The 14,809-nt window shown below is 59.2% G+C and carries 22 protein-coding genes; all 22 read right to left on the bottom strand.

All coding sequences use genetic code 11. The features are described from left to right. Position 1: 1 nt before the first annotated feature. Entirely contained in the window at positions 2 to 481 is a 480-nt protein-coding gene (locus tag UIA24_RS20550) for a DUF1833 family protein (protein WP_330523771.1), read from the bottom strand. After that, positions 478 to 987: a hypothetical protein gene (locus UIA24_RS20545; RefSeq protein ID WP_330523770.1), complete on the bottom strand. Its 510-nt coding sequence runs from the start codon at positions 985 to 987 to the stop codon at positions 478 to 480. The genes UIA24_RS20550 and UIA24_RS20545 overlap by 4 nt, the downstream gene beginning before the upstream one ends. Before the next feature lie 13 nt (positions 988 to 1,000). After that, positions 1,001 to 3,565 carry a phage tail tape measure protein gene (locus UIA24_RS20540; protein WP_330523769.1) on the bottom strand — a complete coding sequence of 855 codons (2,565 nt, stop codon included), beginning with the start codon at positions 3,563 to 3,565 and terminating at the stop codon, positions 1,001 to 1,003. Positions 3,566 to 3,600: 35 nt separating this feature from the next. Next, the gene (locus tag UIA24_RS20535) at positions 3,601 to 3,849 is read right to left on the bottom strand and encodes a phage tail assembly protein T (protein WP_330523768.1); all 249 of its coding nucleotides are present in this window, start codon (positions 3,847 to 3,849) and stop codon (positions 3,601 to 3,603) included. An 11-nt stretch (positions 3,850 to 3,860) separates the two neighbouring features. After that, positions 3,861 to 4,280 carry a phage tail assembly chaperone family protein, TAC gene (locus UIA24_RS20530; RefSeq protein ID WP_330523767.1) on the bottom strand — a complete coding sequence of 140 codons (420 nt, stop codon included), beginning with the start codon at positions 4,278 to 4,280 and terminating at the stop codon, positions 3,861 to 3,863. 8 nt (positions 4,281 to 4,288) lie between these two features. Beyond that, on the bottom strand, positions 4,289 to 5,023 hold the full coding sequence (locus tag UIA24_RS23390; RefSeq protein ID WP_442963055.1) for a phage tail tube protein: 735 nt from the start codon (positions 5,021 to 5,023) through the stop codon (positions 4,289 to 4,291). 63 nt (positions 5,024 to 5,086) lie between these two features. After that, positions 5,087 to 5,455 (bottom strand): DUF3168 domain-containing protein, encoded by a 369-nt coding sequence (locus UIA24_RS20515; RefSeq protein WP_330523766.1) that lies wholly within the window; start codon positions 5,453 to 5,455, stop codon positions 5,087 to 5,089. Further along, positions 5,452 to 5,934: an HK97-gp10 family putative phage morphogenesis protein gene (locus UIA24_RS20510; RefSeq protein ID WP_330523765.1), complete on the bottom strand. Its 483-nt coding sequence runs from the start codon at positions 5,932 to 5,934 to the stop codon at positions 5,452 to 5,454. Before UIA24_RS20510 ends, UIA24_RS20515 begins: the two co-directional genes overlap by 4 nt. Then, complete coding sequence (locus UIA24_RS20505) at positions 5,927 to 6,265, bottom strand: phage head closure protein (RefSeq protein WP_330523764.1); 339 nt, start codon at positions 6,263 to 6,265, stop codon at positions 5,927 to 5,929. The genes UIA24_RS20510 and UIA24_RS20505 overlap by 8 nt, the downstream gene beginning before the upstream one ends. Next, entirely contained in the window at positions 6,262 to 6,579 is a 318-nt protein-coding gene (locus UIA24_RS20500) for a head-tail connector protein (RefSeq protein WP_330523763.1), read from the bottom strand. Before UIA24_RS20500 ends, UIA24_RS20505 begins: the two co-directional genes overlap by 4 nt. Beyond that, positions 6,572 to 6,997 carry a HeH/LEM domain-containing protein gene (locus UIA24_RS20495; protein WP_330523762.1) on the bottom strand — a complete coding sequence of 142 codons (426 nt, stop codon included), beginning with the start codon at positions 6,995 to 6,997 and terminating at the stop codon, positions 6,572 to 6,574. The genes UIA24_RS20500 and UIA24_RS20495 overlap by 8 nt, the downstream gene beginning before the upstream one ends. 40 nt (positions 6,998 to 7,037) lie before the next feature. After that, on the bottom strand, positions 7,038 to 8,240 hold the full coding sequence (locus UIA24_RS20490; protein ID WP_330523761.1) for a phage major capsid protein: 1,203 nt from the start codon (positions 8,238 to 8,240) through the stop codon (positions 7,038 to 7,040). Positions 8,241 to 8,250: 10 nt separating this feature from the next. Next, positions 8,251 to 8,904, bottom strand: a complete 654-nt coding sequence (locus UIA24_RS20485; protein ID WP_330523760.1) for an HK97 family phage prohead protease — start codon at positions 8,902 to 8,904, stop codon at positions 8,251 to 8,253. After that, positions 8,882 to 10,081, bottom strand: coding sequence for a phage portal protein (locus UIA24_RS20480; protein ID WP_330523759.1), 1,200 nt, complete (start codon positions 10,079 to 10,081; stop codon positions 8,882 to 8,884). The genes UIA24_RS20485 and UIA24_RS20480 overlap by 23 nt, the downstream gene beginning before the upstream one ends. A 26-nt stretch (positions 10,082 to 10,107) precedes the next feature. Next, on the bottom strand, positions 10,108 to 11,787 hold the full coding sequence (locus tag UIA24_RS20475) for a terminase large subunit (RefSeq protein ID WP_330523758.1): 1,680 nt from the start codon (positions 11,785 to 11,787) through the stop codon (positions 10,108 to 10,110). A gap of 5 nt (positions 11,788 to 11,792) precedes the next feature. Further along, positions 11,793 to 12,275, bottom strand: coding sequence for a terminase small subunit (locus UIA24_RS20470; RefSeq protein WP_330523757.1), 483 nt, complete (start codon positions 12,273 to 12,275; stop codon positions 11,793 to 11,795). Between the two features lie 149 nt (positions 12,276 to 12,424). Further along, the gene (locus UIA24_RS20465) at positions 12,425 to 12,760 is read right to left on the bottom strand and encodes an HNH endonuclease signature motif containing protein (protein WP_330523756.1); all 336 of its coding nucleotides are present in this window, start codon (positions 12,758 to 12,760) and stop codon (positions 12,425 to 12,427) included. Continuing rightward, positions 12,760 to 12,948, bottom strand: a complete 189-nt coding sequence (locus tag UIA24_RS20460; protein WP_330523755.1) for a hypothetical protein — start codon at positions 12,946 to 12,948, stop codon at positions 12,760 to 12,762. The genes UIA24_RS20465 and UIA24_RS20460 overlap by 1 nt, the downstream gene beginning before the upstream one ends. A 60-nt stretch (positions 12,949 to 13,008) precedes the next feature. Beyond that, positions 13,009 to 13,323, bottom strand: a complete 315-nt coding sequence (locus UIA24_RS20455; protein WP_442963054.1) for a phage holin, lambda family — start codon at positions 13,321 to 13,323, stop codon at positions 13,009 to 13,011. A gap of 208 nt (positions 13,324 to 13,531) precedes the next feature. Then, entirely contained in the window at positions 13,532 to 13,873 is a 342-nt protein-coding gene (locus UIA24_RS20450; RefSeq protein WP_330523753.1) for an antiterminator Q family protein, read from the bottom strand. Between the two features lie 10 nt (positions 13,874 to 13,883). Then, positions 13,884 to 14,201, bottom strand: coding sequence for a hypothetical protein (locus UIA24_RS20445; protein WP_330523752.1), 318 nt, complete (start codon positions 14,199 to 14,201; stop codon positions 13,884 to 13,886). Then, on the bottom strand, positions 14,198 to 14,809 hold a 612-nt coding region (locus UIA24_RS20440; RefSeq protein ID WP_330523751.1), incomplete at its 5' end, for a site-specific integrase. The genes UIA24_RS20445 and UIA24_RS20440, both read right to left, overlap by 4 nt.

The following is a 14,809-nucleotide window of genomic DNA, read 5'->3' as shown; positions in this document are numbered from 1 at the left end:
GTTAGATGTACTTCAGGCCGGGGGCCAAGAGAGTGGTGAGGACGTTGCGCAGGCCATTGGTATTGAGCAGGTCGAAGAAGCCGCACGTCAGCTTGGCGACACCGCCTTCATACTCACGGCTCAGCACCGTCATGCGGTACTTCTCCGATGGGTACGAGAGATCGCTCGCGAGATAGATCCGCAGCGTTACGGTGATGCGTTTATCGGCCTGCTTGGCTGTCTCGACGACCTCCTGCACGTCGCCGGTAATGTTGTCCATCGCAATGATCAGGCTCTGGAATGCGCTGTTGTCGTTCTTCGGCAGCGCCTCCTCGATCCCCATGGCGGTAAACGTAAGCGTCCGGCCATCTTCAGTGGTGCAGGTCCGGTCCTGAAACCCAGCGCAGGCCAGATACGGGCCGGGCGCTCCCTCATACGTCGCCTCAAGCGTGGTCACCAGCTCATCACCGCCCGATGCGTAGCACTGTGCAATCAGGTTCATGGCTGTGGCCACTCTTGGTTAACGCCATAGTCGAAGGCGTCCATGTTGATCTGGTAACGGCTGAGCGGCCATTCCCGGTTGACTGCAAGGTCAAACGTGCTCATATGCAAAACCCAATCAGGCATTATTTCTGCCCAACCTGGAGCAAGCAGAGGGCGCTCACGAAGCTCGCAGCTTGCAGTGAACCTCCAACTGTTCACCCCAATTAACTCAGGCCCTTTGGGGGTTTCCGTAAATCTGACCTCTACCTTCTGAAAACCTGAAGTTGTTTTCAGGTCCATCAGGAACCAGTCGCTCTTCGCAACCTGGGCGGCCCAGGACTCAAACAGTAGCGCCTGCCGCTGTGAAAAAATCCAGCTCAGCGGCACAGTTGCGGGAACACTGCTGAACGAGATGCGCTGGCGAGCCCTACCGCTGACCATGCGCGTTCGAATGATGTTGTTTACCGGCTCAAAGCCGTAGCTCTCACGCAGTGCACAAGGAAGACCTGCAGGGTACTGAATCATTGACTTGCCTCGATTAGGTACCTTGAGCCGTCAGGCCAAAGCGTTGTTGAAGCGCCTGCGCACGTGGCCCGTCACCGTAGATATCAGACACGAACGCATCCACCTCTTCTTCTCCGTTTGCATTTTTCCGGCGCTGCACAGAACCAGCTCGACTTGCATCCTCAATCAGGTTGACGACAACCCCTCCGCTAGAGGTGCCAGACTGGCCCGATTGAATCCTGCTCAGCGTTTGGTCGAGCTTCGCACTGGTTTCAGCGGTAGTAACTCGCTCACCCTTCTGAAGCAGCCAGGTGCCCGTTTCCGGAACCGAATCAATACCGTCGTGAGCCATACCAGCAAGAGCAGCGCTAGCGACGCCAGCAACCATAGGTGCAGTAATACCCGCCGCAGTTGCAGCGGCGCCTGGCGCGAGAATCGGGCCGATAATAGGGATTGCAGCCGTACTGGCGAATGCCGCCAACTGCGCCTGAAACGAGGTTGCCTGTGCGTTTGCAATCATTGAGGTGGCAGCGCTGGCCTGTGTCGCCTTGCCTGCAATAAGCTGAACCGCCTGATACACCAGCCACTGCGCGGCCATCTGGGCAAGGGCGTTGATGATGCTCTTGGCCATGGTCGACGCCACATTAACAAAGGCATCACCAAGGCTCTCAGACTCCAAGATCATCGACGCTATGCCGTCACCTACCGCACCGGTCAGCGTATCCAGCGTGCTGGCTGTGAAGTCTGCCGCCTGCTGCTGGTAGTCCATTGCCGTGTCGCGGTAGTTCTCCCAGGCTGAGGAAACGCCGGCCAGCCAGTTGTTCTGCGCTTCATCTTGCTGGGCGTAATAGTCCTGCTGAATCTCCATGCGCTCAGCAAGCGCCTCGCGGAGCAACTCGGTTTCCTGCTTATAAAGCTCTTCGCTGATGTCTCCACCGTTGAACTGCTTCTGCAGGTCGGCCAACTGCTTGTTGTAGTCTTGCTGAATGGAAAGATCAGCCTTCAGGCGTTCCTTCAGTTTGTCGCCGCTGCCAGCACCAGCCAGCTCGATCTCAAAGCCCATTCGGGCAGTCTGATTACCATCGTCCAATGTCGCGCCGAAGGCACGAGCCTTGGCCGCATCCTCGTTCGCCTGCTTCAGCTTTTGAAGCCGATCAAGCTCCAAAGCCAGGCCGTTCAGGCGCTCCTGCTGCTGGGCATTGATTCCAACCAGCTTGCCTGACTCAATCTCGAACTGGAGCTTTGCAACCTCCGTGGCGTTCTTCCGGGCGTCAGTGCTGGTGTTTATCAATGCGATCTGGCGATTGAGGTTTTCCTCAGCGGTCTCGAAGGACTGATTCAGCTTCTTTGCAGAGGCCTCGGCCGCCTTTTGCGCAGCCTTGTCGGAATCAGTCTGCCCGACAAATCCTGCGCCCTGCCCGCCAGGTGGAAGTATCTTTGGGAGCTCGGCGGCAGCCTTGCGGGCATTTGCTACATAATCCCGGAAGGCGTCGCCGGCTAGAGGTCTCTCAAACTCCCCCTTGAGATCTGCCATCGCCAGACGGGCAACACCGAGGTTGATCTGTGCGTCGTTGGCGAAGCTTTCTGCCGTCGCCCTGAACTCGGCAGCAGTATCACCCCATGAGATGAAGTTGAGGATCTGGTTGGCTCCTGCTCCAACCTTTTGCAAATACCCCATCGCTGTAGCAAAGGTGCCGACCAGCGCAGCCGCCGTTATCTTGAATGCTCGAGCGATGCCGTCACCAGTAGAAGCTGACACAGCGATAATCTGGACCAGGTCGTCTGCGAGCTCGCGAACCCGGCTCTGCAGCCCGCCGGCATCCCGCGTCGTGTCGACCAGATCCTTCCCGAGCTGCGCCAAAACCGGCATAAACTCCGCAGCCAGCGCAGTTGTCGCCGAACTCGCATACTGTCCCAGTACAGTTAACTCGGTATTGAACTGCTTAGCCGAAGCGATTGTTTGATCGTCCATGATCATGCCAGCCGCTTGGGCTGCGTCGCCAAGATCTCTGAAGCCTTTGCCGCCATTCATCAGAAGCGGAACTAAGGCTGTGGCCTCATCAGCAATCGCCTCCATGAAGAATGTCATCTGTGCCTGGCTGACATTGGCTTTCTGAAGACTGGTCACGTAAAGCTGTAGCGCATCCGCGCTGTTCAAATTCCGGAATTGCTCTGCGGTGACGCCAACCTTGGGAGCAACGGTCTCGAAGAAGTTCTTGAGTTCGCCGCCCCCCGTAGCCAGGAAGTCGCCGATCTTGTCGTTGGTGTCCTTGAAAATGTCGGACAGCTTGTCCTGCTCTACCCCGACTGAAGCAGCGCCGGCAGCGTAGCGCTGGAACTCGGTGGTGGTGAGGCCTGCCAGGTTCGAAAGATTGGTGATTTCCTTCGCCGCCATGGCCGAACTGGTGACCAGACCAGCGACGATGGCCGGCACTGCGGCAAAGGCGGTACCGATCCCTTTGCCGAGGTTCTCAGCCGACTTCTTGATCTCAGCCATGCGCTTCTGCGATTCACGGCTGGCCTGGTCAAGCGGCCCTGTGAAGCCGCCAATCTTGGCGATCAAGTCTAGGGTAAGCGTACCCAGCGATTTACTTGCCATGCCTTTCTCCTGCTGATCGCTGGCTCAGAGCTCAACTACGCCCAGGTCTTCATGGCCTCCTCAAGCGTCAGCGCAGGCGCGGACTCGTGAGGCATGAAGTCGTAAACGGTGTAGCCGCCGTCCTTTGTGTGGGTGTTCGCGTAAAGCGTGGCCAACAGCGCCGTGCCACGCTCGAAGCGCATTCCCAGGTGCAGGGAGCCGCGGCGGCTGCGGTACTTCATCCAGGAGCGAAACTCCTGGATGCTGATCCGCTCTTTCGCCTCGGCAATAGTCCTGCCGCCCACGCCGCAGAGGACTAGCTCGTGCCAGAACTCGTCGAGGTCGGTGAGTTCGGCGTCTTTCCCATGTTGTTCACCTCATTGATCGCCACCATCAAGGCGACGGTGAGGTTGCCGTCCAGGGCGCCAAGGCGCTTAGTACTTTCCGGGTCATTGGCCAGTTCGACCGGATCCAGAGGGCCGTGGGTGATGTCCATCGGGGAGAAGACGGTGTTCCCATCCTCGTCGCAAATGGCTGCAGCGATACGGCCAGCGATGTTGTCCTGTTGCTTGCCGCCGGCCGCCAGCACGTCGCTTACCGCAGCCTGGTAGCCCAGCGGGCGGACATACACCGTCGCCGTGAAAGTTTTTTCGCCCTGCCTCCAGGTGATTTCTTTCTCAACTGGACGGCCCGTGAACGAGCCGGTTTTCTTCAGAGAGTCGAGCGTAAGCTTCATCATCTGCCTCAGGCGTTGGTGATCTTGCGAATCCAGGCGGAGCCGCCCGAGCGCTGGATGGTGGCGGCCGTGGTAACCGCTGCGTTTGCTGCAAAGTCAAACGGGAAGTCGGAGACATAGCCGTCGAACAGGAACCAGGTGCGGGTCGGTGGAAGAACGAAGTCGTCCGCATCGCCCAAGACTGCCGAAGCGGCAGCACCAGTACCGGCCCCACCGGTAAAGGTGATCGTCGGATTGCCGGTGTAGCCGGAGCCGGCATTGGTGATGTTGAAGCCTACGACCTTGCCGTCAGCAACAATCGCGGTTGCTGCAGCGCCAGTACCGCCACCCCCAGAGAAAGCAACGGTCGGCGCCGTGGTGTAGCCGCTACCGCCATTGGTCAGCTCGATGGCCGCCAGCGTGCCTGCAACGCCAACGGTCGGCGCGATATCGATACCGTCAGACCAGCCCACCACCCAGCGAATGCTCTCGATGGAATCATCTTCCGAGATCTGGTGGAGACGGACGTGGGAGGCGTTGCGCGGGTCGACGTTGAGGGTCAGCGACGCTTGTCCAGGCGTGCGCAAGCCACGGAGGTATTTCCGGACGCGATCACTGAGACAGGTCACCTCGACCTGGTCGGCCGGGTTGCCACCGGGGTTGAAGGCGGTAGCACACTCCACCTCCATGACCTCGAACAAGGATGGGTTTGCAGTAGACGGCACCAGGGCATAGATCTGGGTGCCTTGAGCGAGAATCGCCATGGGTTTCTCCAATTGCGGGCAAAAGAAAACCCGCACTGGGCGGGCTATTGGTGGATTGGTCAGCTACCGGAGGACAATCCAGTCCACATCGAAGCTGGCTCGGTAATTCTTCGTAGTCGGGTCGCGGCCTTCGCCGCCCCACCGGGTGACGTGGGCGCGCAACTCGATGGCGTCTCGTATGGCATCGCGCACCTGGCGCACCGAGGCGCCGGTTGTGCCGTACACGTCGACCTGCAGCGTTACGCCGTCAGCGTCAGGCCGGCCTGCCAGATAGTTCTCAGGCTCGCCATTGATCAGTTGCCATACCGCGTATGGCTTGGCCACGCCCTCAGGAGCCTCGCCAAACGAGTAGAGGCGAAGATCTGCCCCGGCACCGAGCAAAGCTGTGACGGCCACTGCCTGGGAGCACAGCTGAAAAATTGGTGGCGTCATGAGGATGCAGCCCTCTTCGCGGCGCGCCGGATAGCCCGGTCTATCGCCTTCTCATACTCAGTAACGAAGGTATTGGTCACTTCGCTGATGCTGCTGGCCAGGGCCGGGCGCATGAACGGCGCAGCCGCCATCTTCTCGGTGCCGAACTCGATCAGGCGCCAGTGCGGCGTTGGTGAGTTCGGGCTGAGGTCGCCACCATCCTTGAGCACGGCGCCGTGCAGCACGCCCACTCGGAATCCAAGATCGCCGGTCTGTTTGAACAGCTTTCCGTTCCAGCGCAGGGCAATGTTCTCAGCGATCGAGCGACCAGTTACCTTGTCGTCGATCCGCTCGGCGCCGTCCTTGGCCTTCTGCATCACCACTTGGGCGGCCTTACGCAGCGCTGCCCTCCCGCCCTTGCGGCGAACGTCATAGCTGAGCGATTCCAGCTTCCCCAGCAGGCTATCCAAGCCGGTGATGCTGAAATCGACATCAGCCATCCTTCACCCCCTTCGATACCAGAATGGTCAGGTACTCCTGACCGGACTTGTCGTCTTCCAGCGGTGGGCCTTCAATGCTGTAAACCTGCCCACGATGAACAATCCGCATCGTGGGAAGAACATCTGGGCGGTACCGGATAACAATCCGTGCCGTTGCCTCCGACTGCGCCGCCTGGGCGGCGATCAGATCCTTGGCAGAAAGCGGCTCAACCGAAGCCCATGTGTTCGCAAAGACTTGCCAGGACGGCTCACCAAACTCACCCGTAGCCGAATCCCGAACAGCGACCTTGTGCTGAATCTCAATCGGATGACGAAGAACACCCGCTCTCATACGTTCACCCAGCGATGCGGAGCCCATAGAGCATTGGTTGCCATGGGAAGCTCGGCGGTAATCGTCCCGATCACTACAGACTCACGGCTTGCGTACCAATGCCCGATCAGCAGAAGAGCGCCCTGGCGAATGGACTTAGTGATGACCAGAGCCTTGCCGACTGGATCTGGCAGCGCACCGCCCTCCTCGATCAACTCGCGATTGGTCCAGAGCTCGAAGGTGCTCAGAGCCGCGTCCGTATAGCCCTGAATCAGATCATCCTCGGCATCGTGAGTTACGCGCAGGTGCGCTTTCACGGTAGCCAGATCAATCATTGTTCGGCACCAGAGCCTGCAAGGCCGGCTTGTTCGCGGAAGCGTCGAAAGCAATGCCTTTAGCGGTGAGCCACTCCTTCAGCTTGGGCACCGTCATCTTGAGCGGATCGGTTTCGCTTTCAGCGTCCTTCTGCGCCTTGACCGCCGCGTCGATCTCTTCCTGAGAGCTGCGCGACGCATACCCTTGCGGCGGATAGCTCGTCGCCAGATAGCCCGCCTCGACCCATTCAGCAATGGTCGGTCCATCCTCGAGCAGAATTGGCGATGGCTGACGGTCGAGGTATTCGGCCAAGCCAAGATGTTCGACCGCGACCAGCGCACAGCGATCCGACACGTCGTGCTCGCCGACAGAGATCTCGACTACCTGATTACCATCCACAGCGAACGGGAACGGCTTCTTCACGGAAATGATTGGCATAAATCCTCCAGTGAGAGGGCGCCCGTAGGCGCCCACCCAATCAGGAAGCGCTCAGGGTCAGAACCTTGATCGCTTGAGAGTCGACGAGCATGCCGCCAACGCGCTTGGTGGTGTAGAAGCCCACGAAAGGCTTATTGGTGTAGGGATCGCGCAGTACGCGAGTACCGATACGGTCGACGATGGTGTAGCCGCGCTTGAAGTCGCCGAACGAGATTGCGTTGGCGTCAGCAGCAACATCAGGCATATCTTCGTTCTCGGTGATGCCGTAGCTCAGGAGCGTCGATGGCTGGCCCAACTCCAGGCCTGGGCGCCACAGGTAGTTACCTTCGCTGTCCTTCAGCTTGCGTACGTAGGCAAGGGTCAGGTTGGTCATCATGAAACGGCCATTGGCGCGATAGCCGGCCTTCAAGGCGTGGACCAGGTCTATCAGGTTGTCACCGGTGAATCCGCCGGCAGTTCCGGAAATCAGCTTCTGCAGCTTGCCGAAGGCGCGGGTTTTGTCGCTTTCGGTTACCAGCTCGTAGGCCAGATAGCCTTTCGGCTTGTTCGTGCCATTGCCGCTGGTAAACGCACTGCCCTCCTTCTCGGAGAACTCGCGGGCAACCTCGCTATTCAGCCAGCCCTCCGCACCAAAGAAGATGTCGTCCAGGCTGGTCTGAGTGGCTTGCGGGTTGGCGTAGATCTCGCCCATAAACGCCGAGATCTGGCCGAGAGTCGGAGTTCCGGTCGCTGGGCGTGCATCGGTTTCACCAACCCAGCCAGACCCGGCACCGCCCAAGCTGACCAGACGCTTGTAGTCAGGGGAGCCAACAGTGATCTGGTTGCACACCTGGCGCATTGGCGAGGTGTCCTTCAGCAGCTCGATAATGCTGCGATCCAGTTCTTCGGGGACCGCGTAACCGCCATCAGCTTCGGTGCCGATCTGCAGCGCTTTTGCCTGGAGCTCGCCGAGGCCGGTATCGACACCCTTGCGCACGAACTGCATGAATGCAGTCTTGTGCTCGCTGGCTGCCTTGGTTCCGGTACCGTCCGGGCGCTTCAGGCCGGCAAGCTCTTTCTCCAGCGCAGTTTTCAGCTCGTCGAGCTCACCCAGCTTTTCGTTCAGGGTATCGACCTGGCCGGAGAGTTTGCCCTTCTCTTCTTCCAGGCCTTCGATGCGCTTGTCGTTGGTCTTCTTAAACTCGTCGAACTTTTTGCCCAGGGCTTCGGCGACGTCATCGATGTCTTTCTTTTCCACAGCCATGAGAGGCTCCTTACATTTTGTCCAAAAGGGATTTCAGTGATTGAAGTGCGTCGTCGGCACCCGCCTCTCGCGGTGAAACTGCGCCGTAGCCCTTGGCCATGAAGGCCTTAGCCTGGGAGCCAGAGAACCCAACCTCTCGCAGGGCTCGCTCCACTTTGCTGGGAGGCGGTGTTTCACCTCGTGCCAGCAGAGATTTCACGTCAGTGATCCGGGCCTCATCATTGGCTGGAAAGGTGACCAGGGAGACTTCCCACAGATCAATCGCCTTCAGCAGCCAGATACCCTTCTCTTTGTCGTATTCGTAGTCGTCGAGCATGTAGCCGATGGACATGCCGCTGAGGCTTCCGGCCTTCATATGGCCGTGCGCGCGCTTTGCCAATGGGTCGTCCTCGACAAGCAAGCGACCTTTCACGAACAGGCCGGTATCGTCCTCGCGCATCTCGGTGTAGATGCCGATCGGCTCGCTCATGTTGTGTTGCCAGAGCAGCGCAGGCAGGCGACCCTTTTCGTTCCACTTGGCCAAGCTGGCCTCGAAGGCGCCGCGCACAACCACGTCGCCGTAGCTGTCCTCAACACCGAACACCGAGCCGTAGCCCTCGAACTCGCCGCTGTCACTGACCGACTTGATGGTCAGCGGCAGATCAAGGCGCTGTTTTGTCTGCATTGTCGGCAGCCTCTGGGTTGGTGGTCATATTCATCGGGGTGAGGTAGATGTCGCCGCCTTCACGCGGATTCTCGTCCTCCAGCTCGCGGCAATCGTTGGGGCTCAAAATCCCCCACTGGATACCCTTGCCGTAGGACTCATAGCGCCCCTTGAGGTCGCCTCGCATCAGGGCCCCAGCGTTGAATTTCGCGTAGTGGGTGAGCCGGTCCTTCTCGTTGAGCAGGCCAACCTGAATGCGGTGCTCGATGCGGGTCATGATCGGAACCAGGGAATAGTTCACAAAGCTCATGCCCATGTGCTCGATGTTGTTGAGCGTCATCTTCTCCATGCTGGCCACCAGGTGCGGCGGAACACGGAACAGGCCGCAAATTTGCGACTCGGTCAGCTTCTTCGATTCGATGAACTGGGTGTCCTGGGCATTCAGGCTGATCGGTTTCCAGTCCAGCCCCATCTCCAAGACCATCGGCTTGTAGGCATTCGCCACCCCCATATGTTGACCTTGAAAATCTGTCTTCAGCCGGTCGAACGCCTCAGGAGTAAGCTGCTGCTCGGTGCGTAGCACGCCGCTGGTTACTGCGCCGTTAGTGAATAGCTTTGCCGCATGAGCATCCATTGCCTGGCCGAGCCCCAGTGCCTGGCGCGCATAAGCGATTGGGTTAAGGCCATTCAAGCCATCTAGCGTGAACAGCCGTACATGCCAGACTTCATCCTGGGTCAGTACCTTCACACCTGTCTTAAAGCTGACCGTGTATTCGACGGTCCAGTCATCCTTGAGCTTGGCGGTTACCAGGTCAGGGTTGATCGGCAGCAGCTCAACTACATTGCCAAGGGCTACCACCTTGTAGGCGAAGAAATTACCGCGAAGACACAGACAGGCAACCAGCATCTCCCAGAACTCTTGGGCTGTCATATAGCCGTTGGGAGCCATCGACAGCAGCGGAAACAACCGATGAGCGGTTGCAGGCAGCCGGACTTTTCCGGTTTGCTTAAGCAGCCGACACGGCAGCATGCCGATCGACTCGGCCAGCACTCGAACACAGTTGAAGACCACCAGTTGCTGCATCGCACTGGTGGTTGTCACGCGCTGCCCGGAGTCACTTTCGTACCCTGCGCCCAGCGCCTGGGCCAGCTTCTCGGATGTATCAACGGTCTGCGGGTCGCTCTTGGCACCAAACAAGCGGCCAATGCTTTTGAATAGCTTCATCAGAGCGTCCTGATTCCATACTTGGAAATGTGGTCAGAGAGCGTGGATTTCGCTTGAGGGTTTGTCGCCATCAGCGATACCGCACAGAACAGCGCCATCAGCGGGTCAATCTTTGCTGAGCCGCTTGCCTGCTTTGTGATCAGGATCGAGTTTCCTCGAGGCTCGACACGGGCGTTACCGCAGCACCAATTCATCATCGGCTGGTCTGCGTGAATCAGGCCGCCCTCAGCCAGCTTGCGCTCAGTTGTTTTGATGGCGCCGCCAAGACGCCATCCTTGACTGACGCCGACTACTTTCTCTTGGTCGACACCGCGCGCGTTGATCGCCTCGAGGATTGCGCCGATACCAGCAGGATCGAGCCCCACCTGATGCAATAGGCCGGACGATTCGACCTGATCCACGATGTCGGCCACTTCTTCCACGTCGTCGCCGATGTGCTCAACCAGAACCAGATCGCCGCTACGGGCGTAATCATGCAAGTTCGCCGCAATATCTTTGCGACGCTCAAGCACTGATGGATGTGCCCACGCCCGGCACCAGGCCAACCACTCGCGCGTTGCTCTGTCGCGACCCAATACGGCCAAGCCCAGCAAGTCATCAAGGCCGCCGCCATCGATTCCGATGGTCACGATCTCGCAACGCTGAAGGATGTAATCGAGTGCAATTTGCTTGCGCGCCTGGGCCTCCCAGAACTCAGCTCCCGCCCACCGGTTCGACAGTAGCGCCAAGCCGATCTCGACGTTGAGGAACTTGGACAGGAAGCCACGCAGTGACTCTTCACCAGACTCCTCAGCCTTGGCCAGCTCACGCTCCAGATACTCCCGATCCACCGAGTACCCAAGGTTTGGGTTAACGATGTGGAAGTTTTCGGCCTTTCGATGCTCTCCAGCGTCAATCATCGAGCGCGGAAACTCGTAGATCACAGCCAGGAAGCGGGGATCGATGATTCTTCCGTCTCGCACACCTCGGGCGTACTGCAGCTTTTGCAAGAACACACCGGCCGGGGGCTTATCCGACTGCGTGGTCAGGTAAATGATGCAGCCCTCTGGTCGTGATGCCAGGCCACCTGTAGCCTCGCGCAGCATGTTCTCAGCGTTATGGTTACTGCCGAACAAGTGAATCTCATCCACCAGGATGAAGCTGGCCTTCTTTCCGCCAACGGTGTTCGAGTCAGCGGCAACCACTTTTAGCGTTGCGCCGGTCTCGCGATGGGTAATTGTCCTGATGTGCTCTTGAACATGGAGCAGGTCTGCAAGGTCCTCATCGTGCTTGACCATGTCCCTGGCCGGAGCGAAGGCGTTTTGCGCGACCTCGATTGTCGGCGCCAGAATGATCAGCTCGGCCGACTGCCGCCAGTTGCGGATCAGCAGTGTCAGCATGATCGCGGCAGCGATGGTGGATTTTGAGTTCTTCTTGGGGATGACCAGCGCGAACTCTTTGATTTCGCGGCGGCCGGTGTCTGGATTGTACGAGCCGAATACTGAGCCGGCGAAGTCGGAAACCCAGGGGGCGCATGCCTCGCCGATGGTTGGGCTACCTGGGGCGTCCACGATGCGCAGTTGCTGCATGACCTCAAGGCCAGCCGCGGCCTCCCCCGGAAACAACGGGGCCATCGGCACTAGTGACTGGCCGGCAACGATCCTCGCTTCCCAGTCAAGGCAAGCAGTTGACCATTCCATTCAAATCACCGTGTGTTATCGACCGCCAGCCTAGGCGGGGCGCCCTGACCAAATCGACCGGTTGCAGCTTTCTTCGCTGCATCGGCCTTCTGACCTTTCTTGCCCTGCTCTGCAACCTTGCCGTGCACATAGGGCATGAGAGTCTTCGCCGCCTCAACCCTCAGACGCGGCTCAGCGGCTTGCTCGTTCATGACCGCCACAAGGAAGTCCCTGGGATCGTCAAATTCGGCAAGCAGGAACTCTGTGTCTTCGTCGGCTGCCAGCGGCGAGGAGTTAACTTTTAACTCGGGTTTAACTTCTGCCTTCGCAGCATCCCTGCGCCTGATCTGTCGCCCCATGACGGCTATCACATCGGGATCCTTTGCGAGCTTAGAGCCGGCCTGTGATGCGGTTTTCGCGGAATACCCGGCGGCGATTGCCGCCTCTCGGTTTGACGCCCCCGACAGCAAAGCGTCAGCAAACCGTCGCTTCTTGTCGGTTAACGCCATGTTTAACTTTTCCGTGAAAGGGGAAAAAATCTGCGAATGGGAGGGGGCGCGGTTTCCGCCGGCAGAGGGCCTGAACTTTTACCCCTCCCCCTACCCTTGAAGCACGTCAAAGCCCCTAGATTCGCACCACTTCAGTGCATTCAGATCGATCACGACCCTGGCACCTCCCTGGCAGTCTTGGAGGCGTGACAGCCGACCTTGATGCGATAGCCGTCGATCAGCTCAAAGCGGACACAGAGCACCTGGCAGTTAGCTTCCACGTCCTCACCACCCATGAACAGCGGCACCTTATGGTCCAACTCGAAACCGCCAGGGTAGTCAACCACCCTGCCACAGGCCGCGCATGTTGGGTCTTGCTGCCACACCGCCAGCCGGCGAGCCTGGAGCCGCCGGCCAGTGATGCGCCTGTCAGCAACAACCTGCACCTTGGCAATCTGGCTCGCTGCCATCTTCAGAGGAGGCCTGAGCATCTTGAGCTTGGTCATCAGGCACCACCGAGAACAGGCGCGCCACTGAGGTAGGTCTGCGGCAGCTCGCCCATATCCACGTCCTGCTCATCACCCAGCGCCTGGATCAGTGCCACCTGATTGGTTGCGATCTGCTCGAGCAGCTGAGTCTGCTTCAACTGCTCGGCCAGCATCTTTTCCAGCAAGGAGACTGCGTGCTCGCTCATAGGCCACCTTTGTCCATTTGTTGATCCACTCGCGCCGGGCGGCGCATCCACCGCAGGCCATCAGCCTTCTGCCTTCTTACTCATGAACCGGTCGGAGTATTCACGGAGCTTCTCCACGCCGATGAAGCCAACCAGGCAGCCTGCGAAGACAGAGAGGTTTGGGGGTAGCGCGAAGTACTCAAGCACCGGTAACAGGCTGACGGCAATCAAGCTACAGATGGTTCCCTCAAGAACGATCTTGCGACCGCGACCGCCGCCGTAGATGACACGACACATGGCCACGGCAGCAGCAATGCCGCCGGTGTACAGCTGCGGCTGGTGGGCGATCAACCACGCGAGCACAGCGGCCCACAGGCCAGGATCCTTCTCGGGCATGTTCGGCATCTCGATTCCTCCCTTTTGGGGAGCGAAATAGATTCAGCCCCAACAGCACTCCCAGCTCGGGGCGATGGGTGTGGAGGAGCCGAAAACGAAAAAGCCCCGGCAAATGCCGAGGCTTTAAGGAGGTTGCTGGTGATGGCGAGTTTGCTCTCGCGCACCTACCGCAAAGTAACATGAAAGATACTGGTGAGGACCGGGGATGTCAAGCGGCCTCACGCCGAGCATCGAGGGCGCCATCGATCCATGCCACGCCGGCCTTCCATAGCTGGCGGGTCTTCTCCTCTCCAAAGCCGAGCTTTTTCCCGACGACCATGAGCGAAGTGTCGCGGGAGGTGTAGTACTTGATGATGACCTGGCCGCATTCTGGGTAGCGCTTATTCAGCCGTCCGACCAACCGATCAATGAACAGCGCGTCATCGTCCGTAATCATGGGGTCAAGGATCGTGTTCTCTCTCGACGCACAGCACGACACGCCCGAGCCCAGTACCACCCAGCGACCCCAATGCTCCAGCAGGTACTCGGCCGTCTTCTCTACGTTACTCATGTCCTTCCCCTCAATCCCCGGTGTAATTCGTTCCGCCGGCACCGCGACGGTTGTTCTGTTGGTACTGCGCAGCCGGCCCCATGAGCACTGGCTTGTTCAACTGTTCGATCTGTCGCTGCGCGGCCTGCAACCGCAGGCTCAACTGGGTGACCAGCTCGTCGACCGGCAGCGCCTCACCAGTCGCTGCCACCACCCAGCCAGAGGCGTTGCACTGCACACAGGCCATCTCGTGAAACACCCCTTCGATGACCGCCATCCCCCGGCATGCTGGGCACTGGGCCAGCTCGATCACCTGCTTGCGGAAGGCGGGGCCATGGCTCTTTTTCATGCCTTTGAATCCTCGCCTATGGTTGTTTCGTGAATGGTGCCGCAGCCCTTGTTCTGCGCGGCTTCCAGCGCATTGCGCGAATCTTCGTTTCTACCCTCCTTCAACCCGTGAATGAGGATCAAACCCTTGCCGTCTAAATGGGCGTGCCACTGCTCTAGGGCAATGCGCTTACGCTCCTCGACCGTGGTATGGATATAGGCCTGCACGTTGTGGCCCATCGCGTGATTGATCAGCATCTCGCCGATCAGGAAGTCGATACCCAGGTCAGCCCAGCCGGTGCGAGCCAACTTGCGCAGGTCATGGCTGGTCCACTCGCCCTTCCCCAGTCGGGTGAACACGGCGCTGGCCTGGCCTTCGCTCATGCCCTTGCCATTACGGGCCGGGAACAGGTACTGGCCGGTGTAGCCACTGGCGAGCTGGGTGTCTCTGTATCGGGTCAGCAGGACGCACACCTGGTCGGTCAGCGGCAGCGAATGCTCAACACGCGTCTTGGTGTGCTCAGCCGGAATATGCCACTTGCGCTCGGCCAGGCTGAAGTGTGGCCATTGAGCCATTCGGGTCTCACCGACGCGGGTACCGTGGCACAGCATCAACAAGGCCAGCATCGC

Source organism: Pseudomonas sp. AL 58 (assembly GCF_036348395.1).
GTDB classification, from domain to species: domain Bacteria; phylum Pseudomonadota; class Gammaproteobacteria; order Pseudomonadales; family Pseudomonadaceae; genus Aquipseudomonas; species Aquipseudomonas defluvii.
This window is presented reverse-complemented; position numbering and strand designations above follow the sequence as displayed.

Excerpts from the sequence above, each read along its gene's own strand:
- UIA24_RS20550 (WP_330523771.1), bottom strand. The coding sequence starts at position 481 with ATGAACCTGATTGCACAGTGCTACGCATCGGGCGGTGATGAGCTGGTG.
- UIA24_RS20545 (WP_330523770.1), bottom strand. The coding sequence starts at position 987 with ATGATTCAGTACCCTGCAGGTCTTCCTTGTGCACTGCGTGAGAGCTAC.
- UIA24_RS20540 (WP_330523769.1), bottom strand. The coding sequence starts at position 3,565 with ATGGCAAGTAAATCGCTGGGTACGCTTACCCTAGACTTGATCGCCAAG.
- UIA24_RS20530 (WP_330523767.1), bottom strand. The coding sequence starts at position 4,280 with ATGAAGCTTACGCTCGACTCTCTGAAGAAAACCGGCTCGTTCACGGGC.
- UIA24_RS23390 (WP_442963055.1), bottom strand. The coding sequence starts at position 5,023 with ATGGCGATTCTCGCTCAAGGCACCCAGATCTATGCCCTGGTGCCGTCT.
- UIA24_RS20515 (WP_330523766.1), bottom strand. The coding sequence starts at position 5,455 with ATGACGCCACCAATTTTTCAGCTGTGCTCCCAGGCAGTGGCCGTCACA.
- UIA24_RS20510 (WP_330523765.1), bottom strand. The coding sequence starts at position 5,934 with ATGGCTGATGTCGATTTCAGCATCACCGGCTTGGATAGCCTGCTGGGG.
- UIA24_RS20505 (WP_330523764.1), bottom strand. The coding sequence starts at position 6,265 with ATGAGAGCGGGTGTTCTTCGTCATCCGATTGAGATTCAGCACAAGGTC.
- UIA24_RS20500 (WP_330523763.1), bottom strand. The coding sequence starts at position 6,579 with ATGATTGATCTGGCTACCGTGAAAGCGCACCTGCGCGTAACTCACGAT.
- UIA24_RS20495 (WP_330523762.1), bottom strand. The coding sequence starts at position 6,997 with ATGCCAATCATTTCCGTGAAGAAGCCGTTCCCGTTCGCTGTGGATGGT.
- UIA24_RS20490 (WP_330523761.1), bottom strand. The coding sequence starts at position 8,240 with ATGGCTGTGGAAAAGAAAGACATCGATGACGTCGCCGAAGCCCTGGGC.
- UIA24_RS20485 (WP_330523760.1), bottom strand. The coding sequence starts at position 8,904 with ATGCAGACAAAACAGCGCCTTGATCTGCCGCTGACCATCAAGTCGGTC.
- UIA24_RS20475 (WP_330523758.1), bottom strand. The coding sequence starts at position 11,787 with ATGGAATGGTCAACTGCTTGCCTTGACTGGGAAGCGAGGATCGTTGCC.
- UIA24_RS20470 (WP_330523757.1), bottom strand. The coding sequence starts at position 12,275 with ATGGCGTTAACCGACAAGAAGCGACGGTTTGCTGACGCTTTGCTGTCG.
- UIA24_RS20465 (WP_330523756.1), bottom strand. The coding sequence starts at position 12,760 with ATGACCAAGCTCAAGATGCTCAGGCCTCCTCTGAAGATGGCAGCGAGC.
- UIA24_RS20460 (WP_330523755.1), bottom strand. The coding sequence starts at position 12,948 with ATGAGCGAGCACGCAGTCTCCTTGCTGGAAAAGATGCTGGCCGAGCAG.
- UIA24_RS20455 (WP_442963054.1), bottom strand. The coding sequence starts at position 13,323 with ATGCCCGAGAAGGATCCTGGCCTGTGGGCCGCTGTGCTCGCGTGGTTG.
- UIA24_RS20450 (WP_330523753.1), bottom strand. The coding sequence starts at position 13,873 with ATGAGTAACGTAGAGAAGACGGCCGAGTACCTGCTGGAGCATTGGGGT.
- UIA24_RS20445 (WP_330523752.1), bottom strand. The coding sequence starts at position 14,201 with ATGAAAAAGAGCCATGGCCCCGCCTTCCGCAAGCAGGTGATCGAGCTG.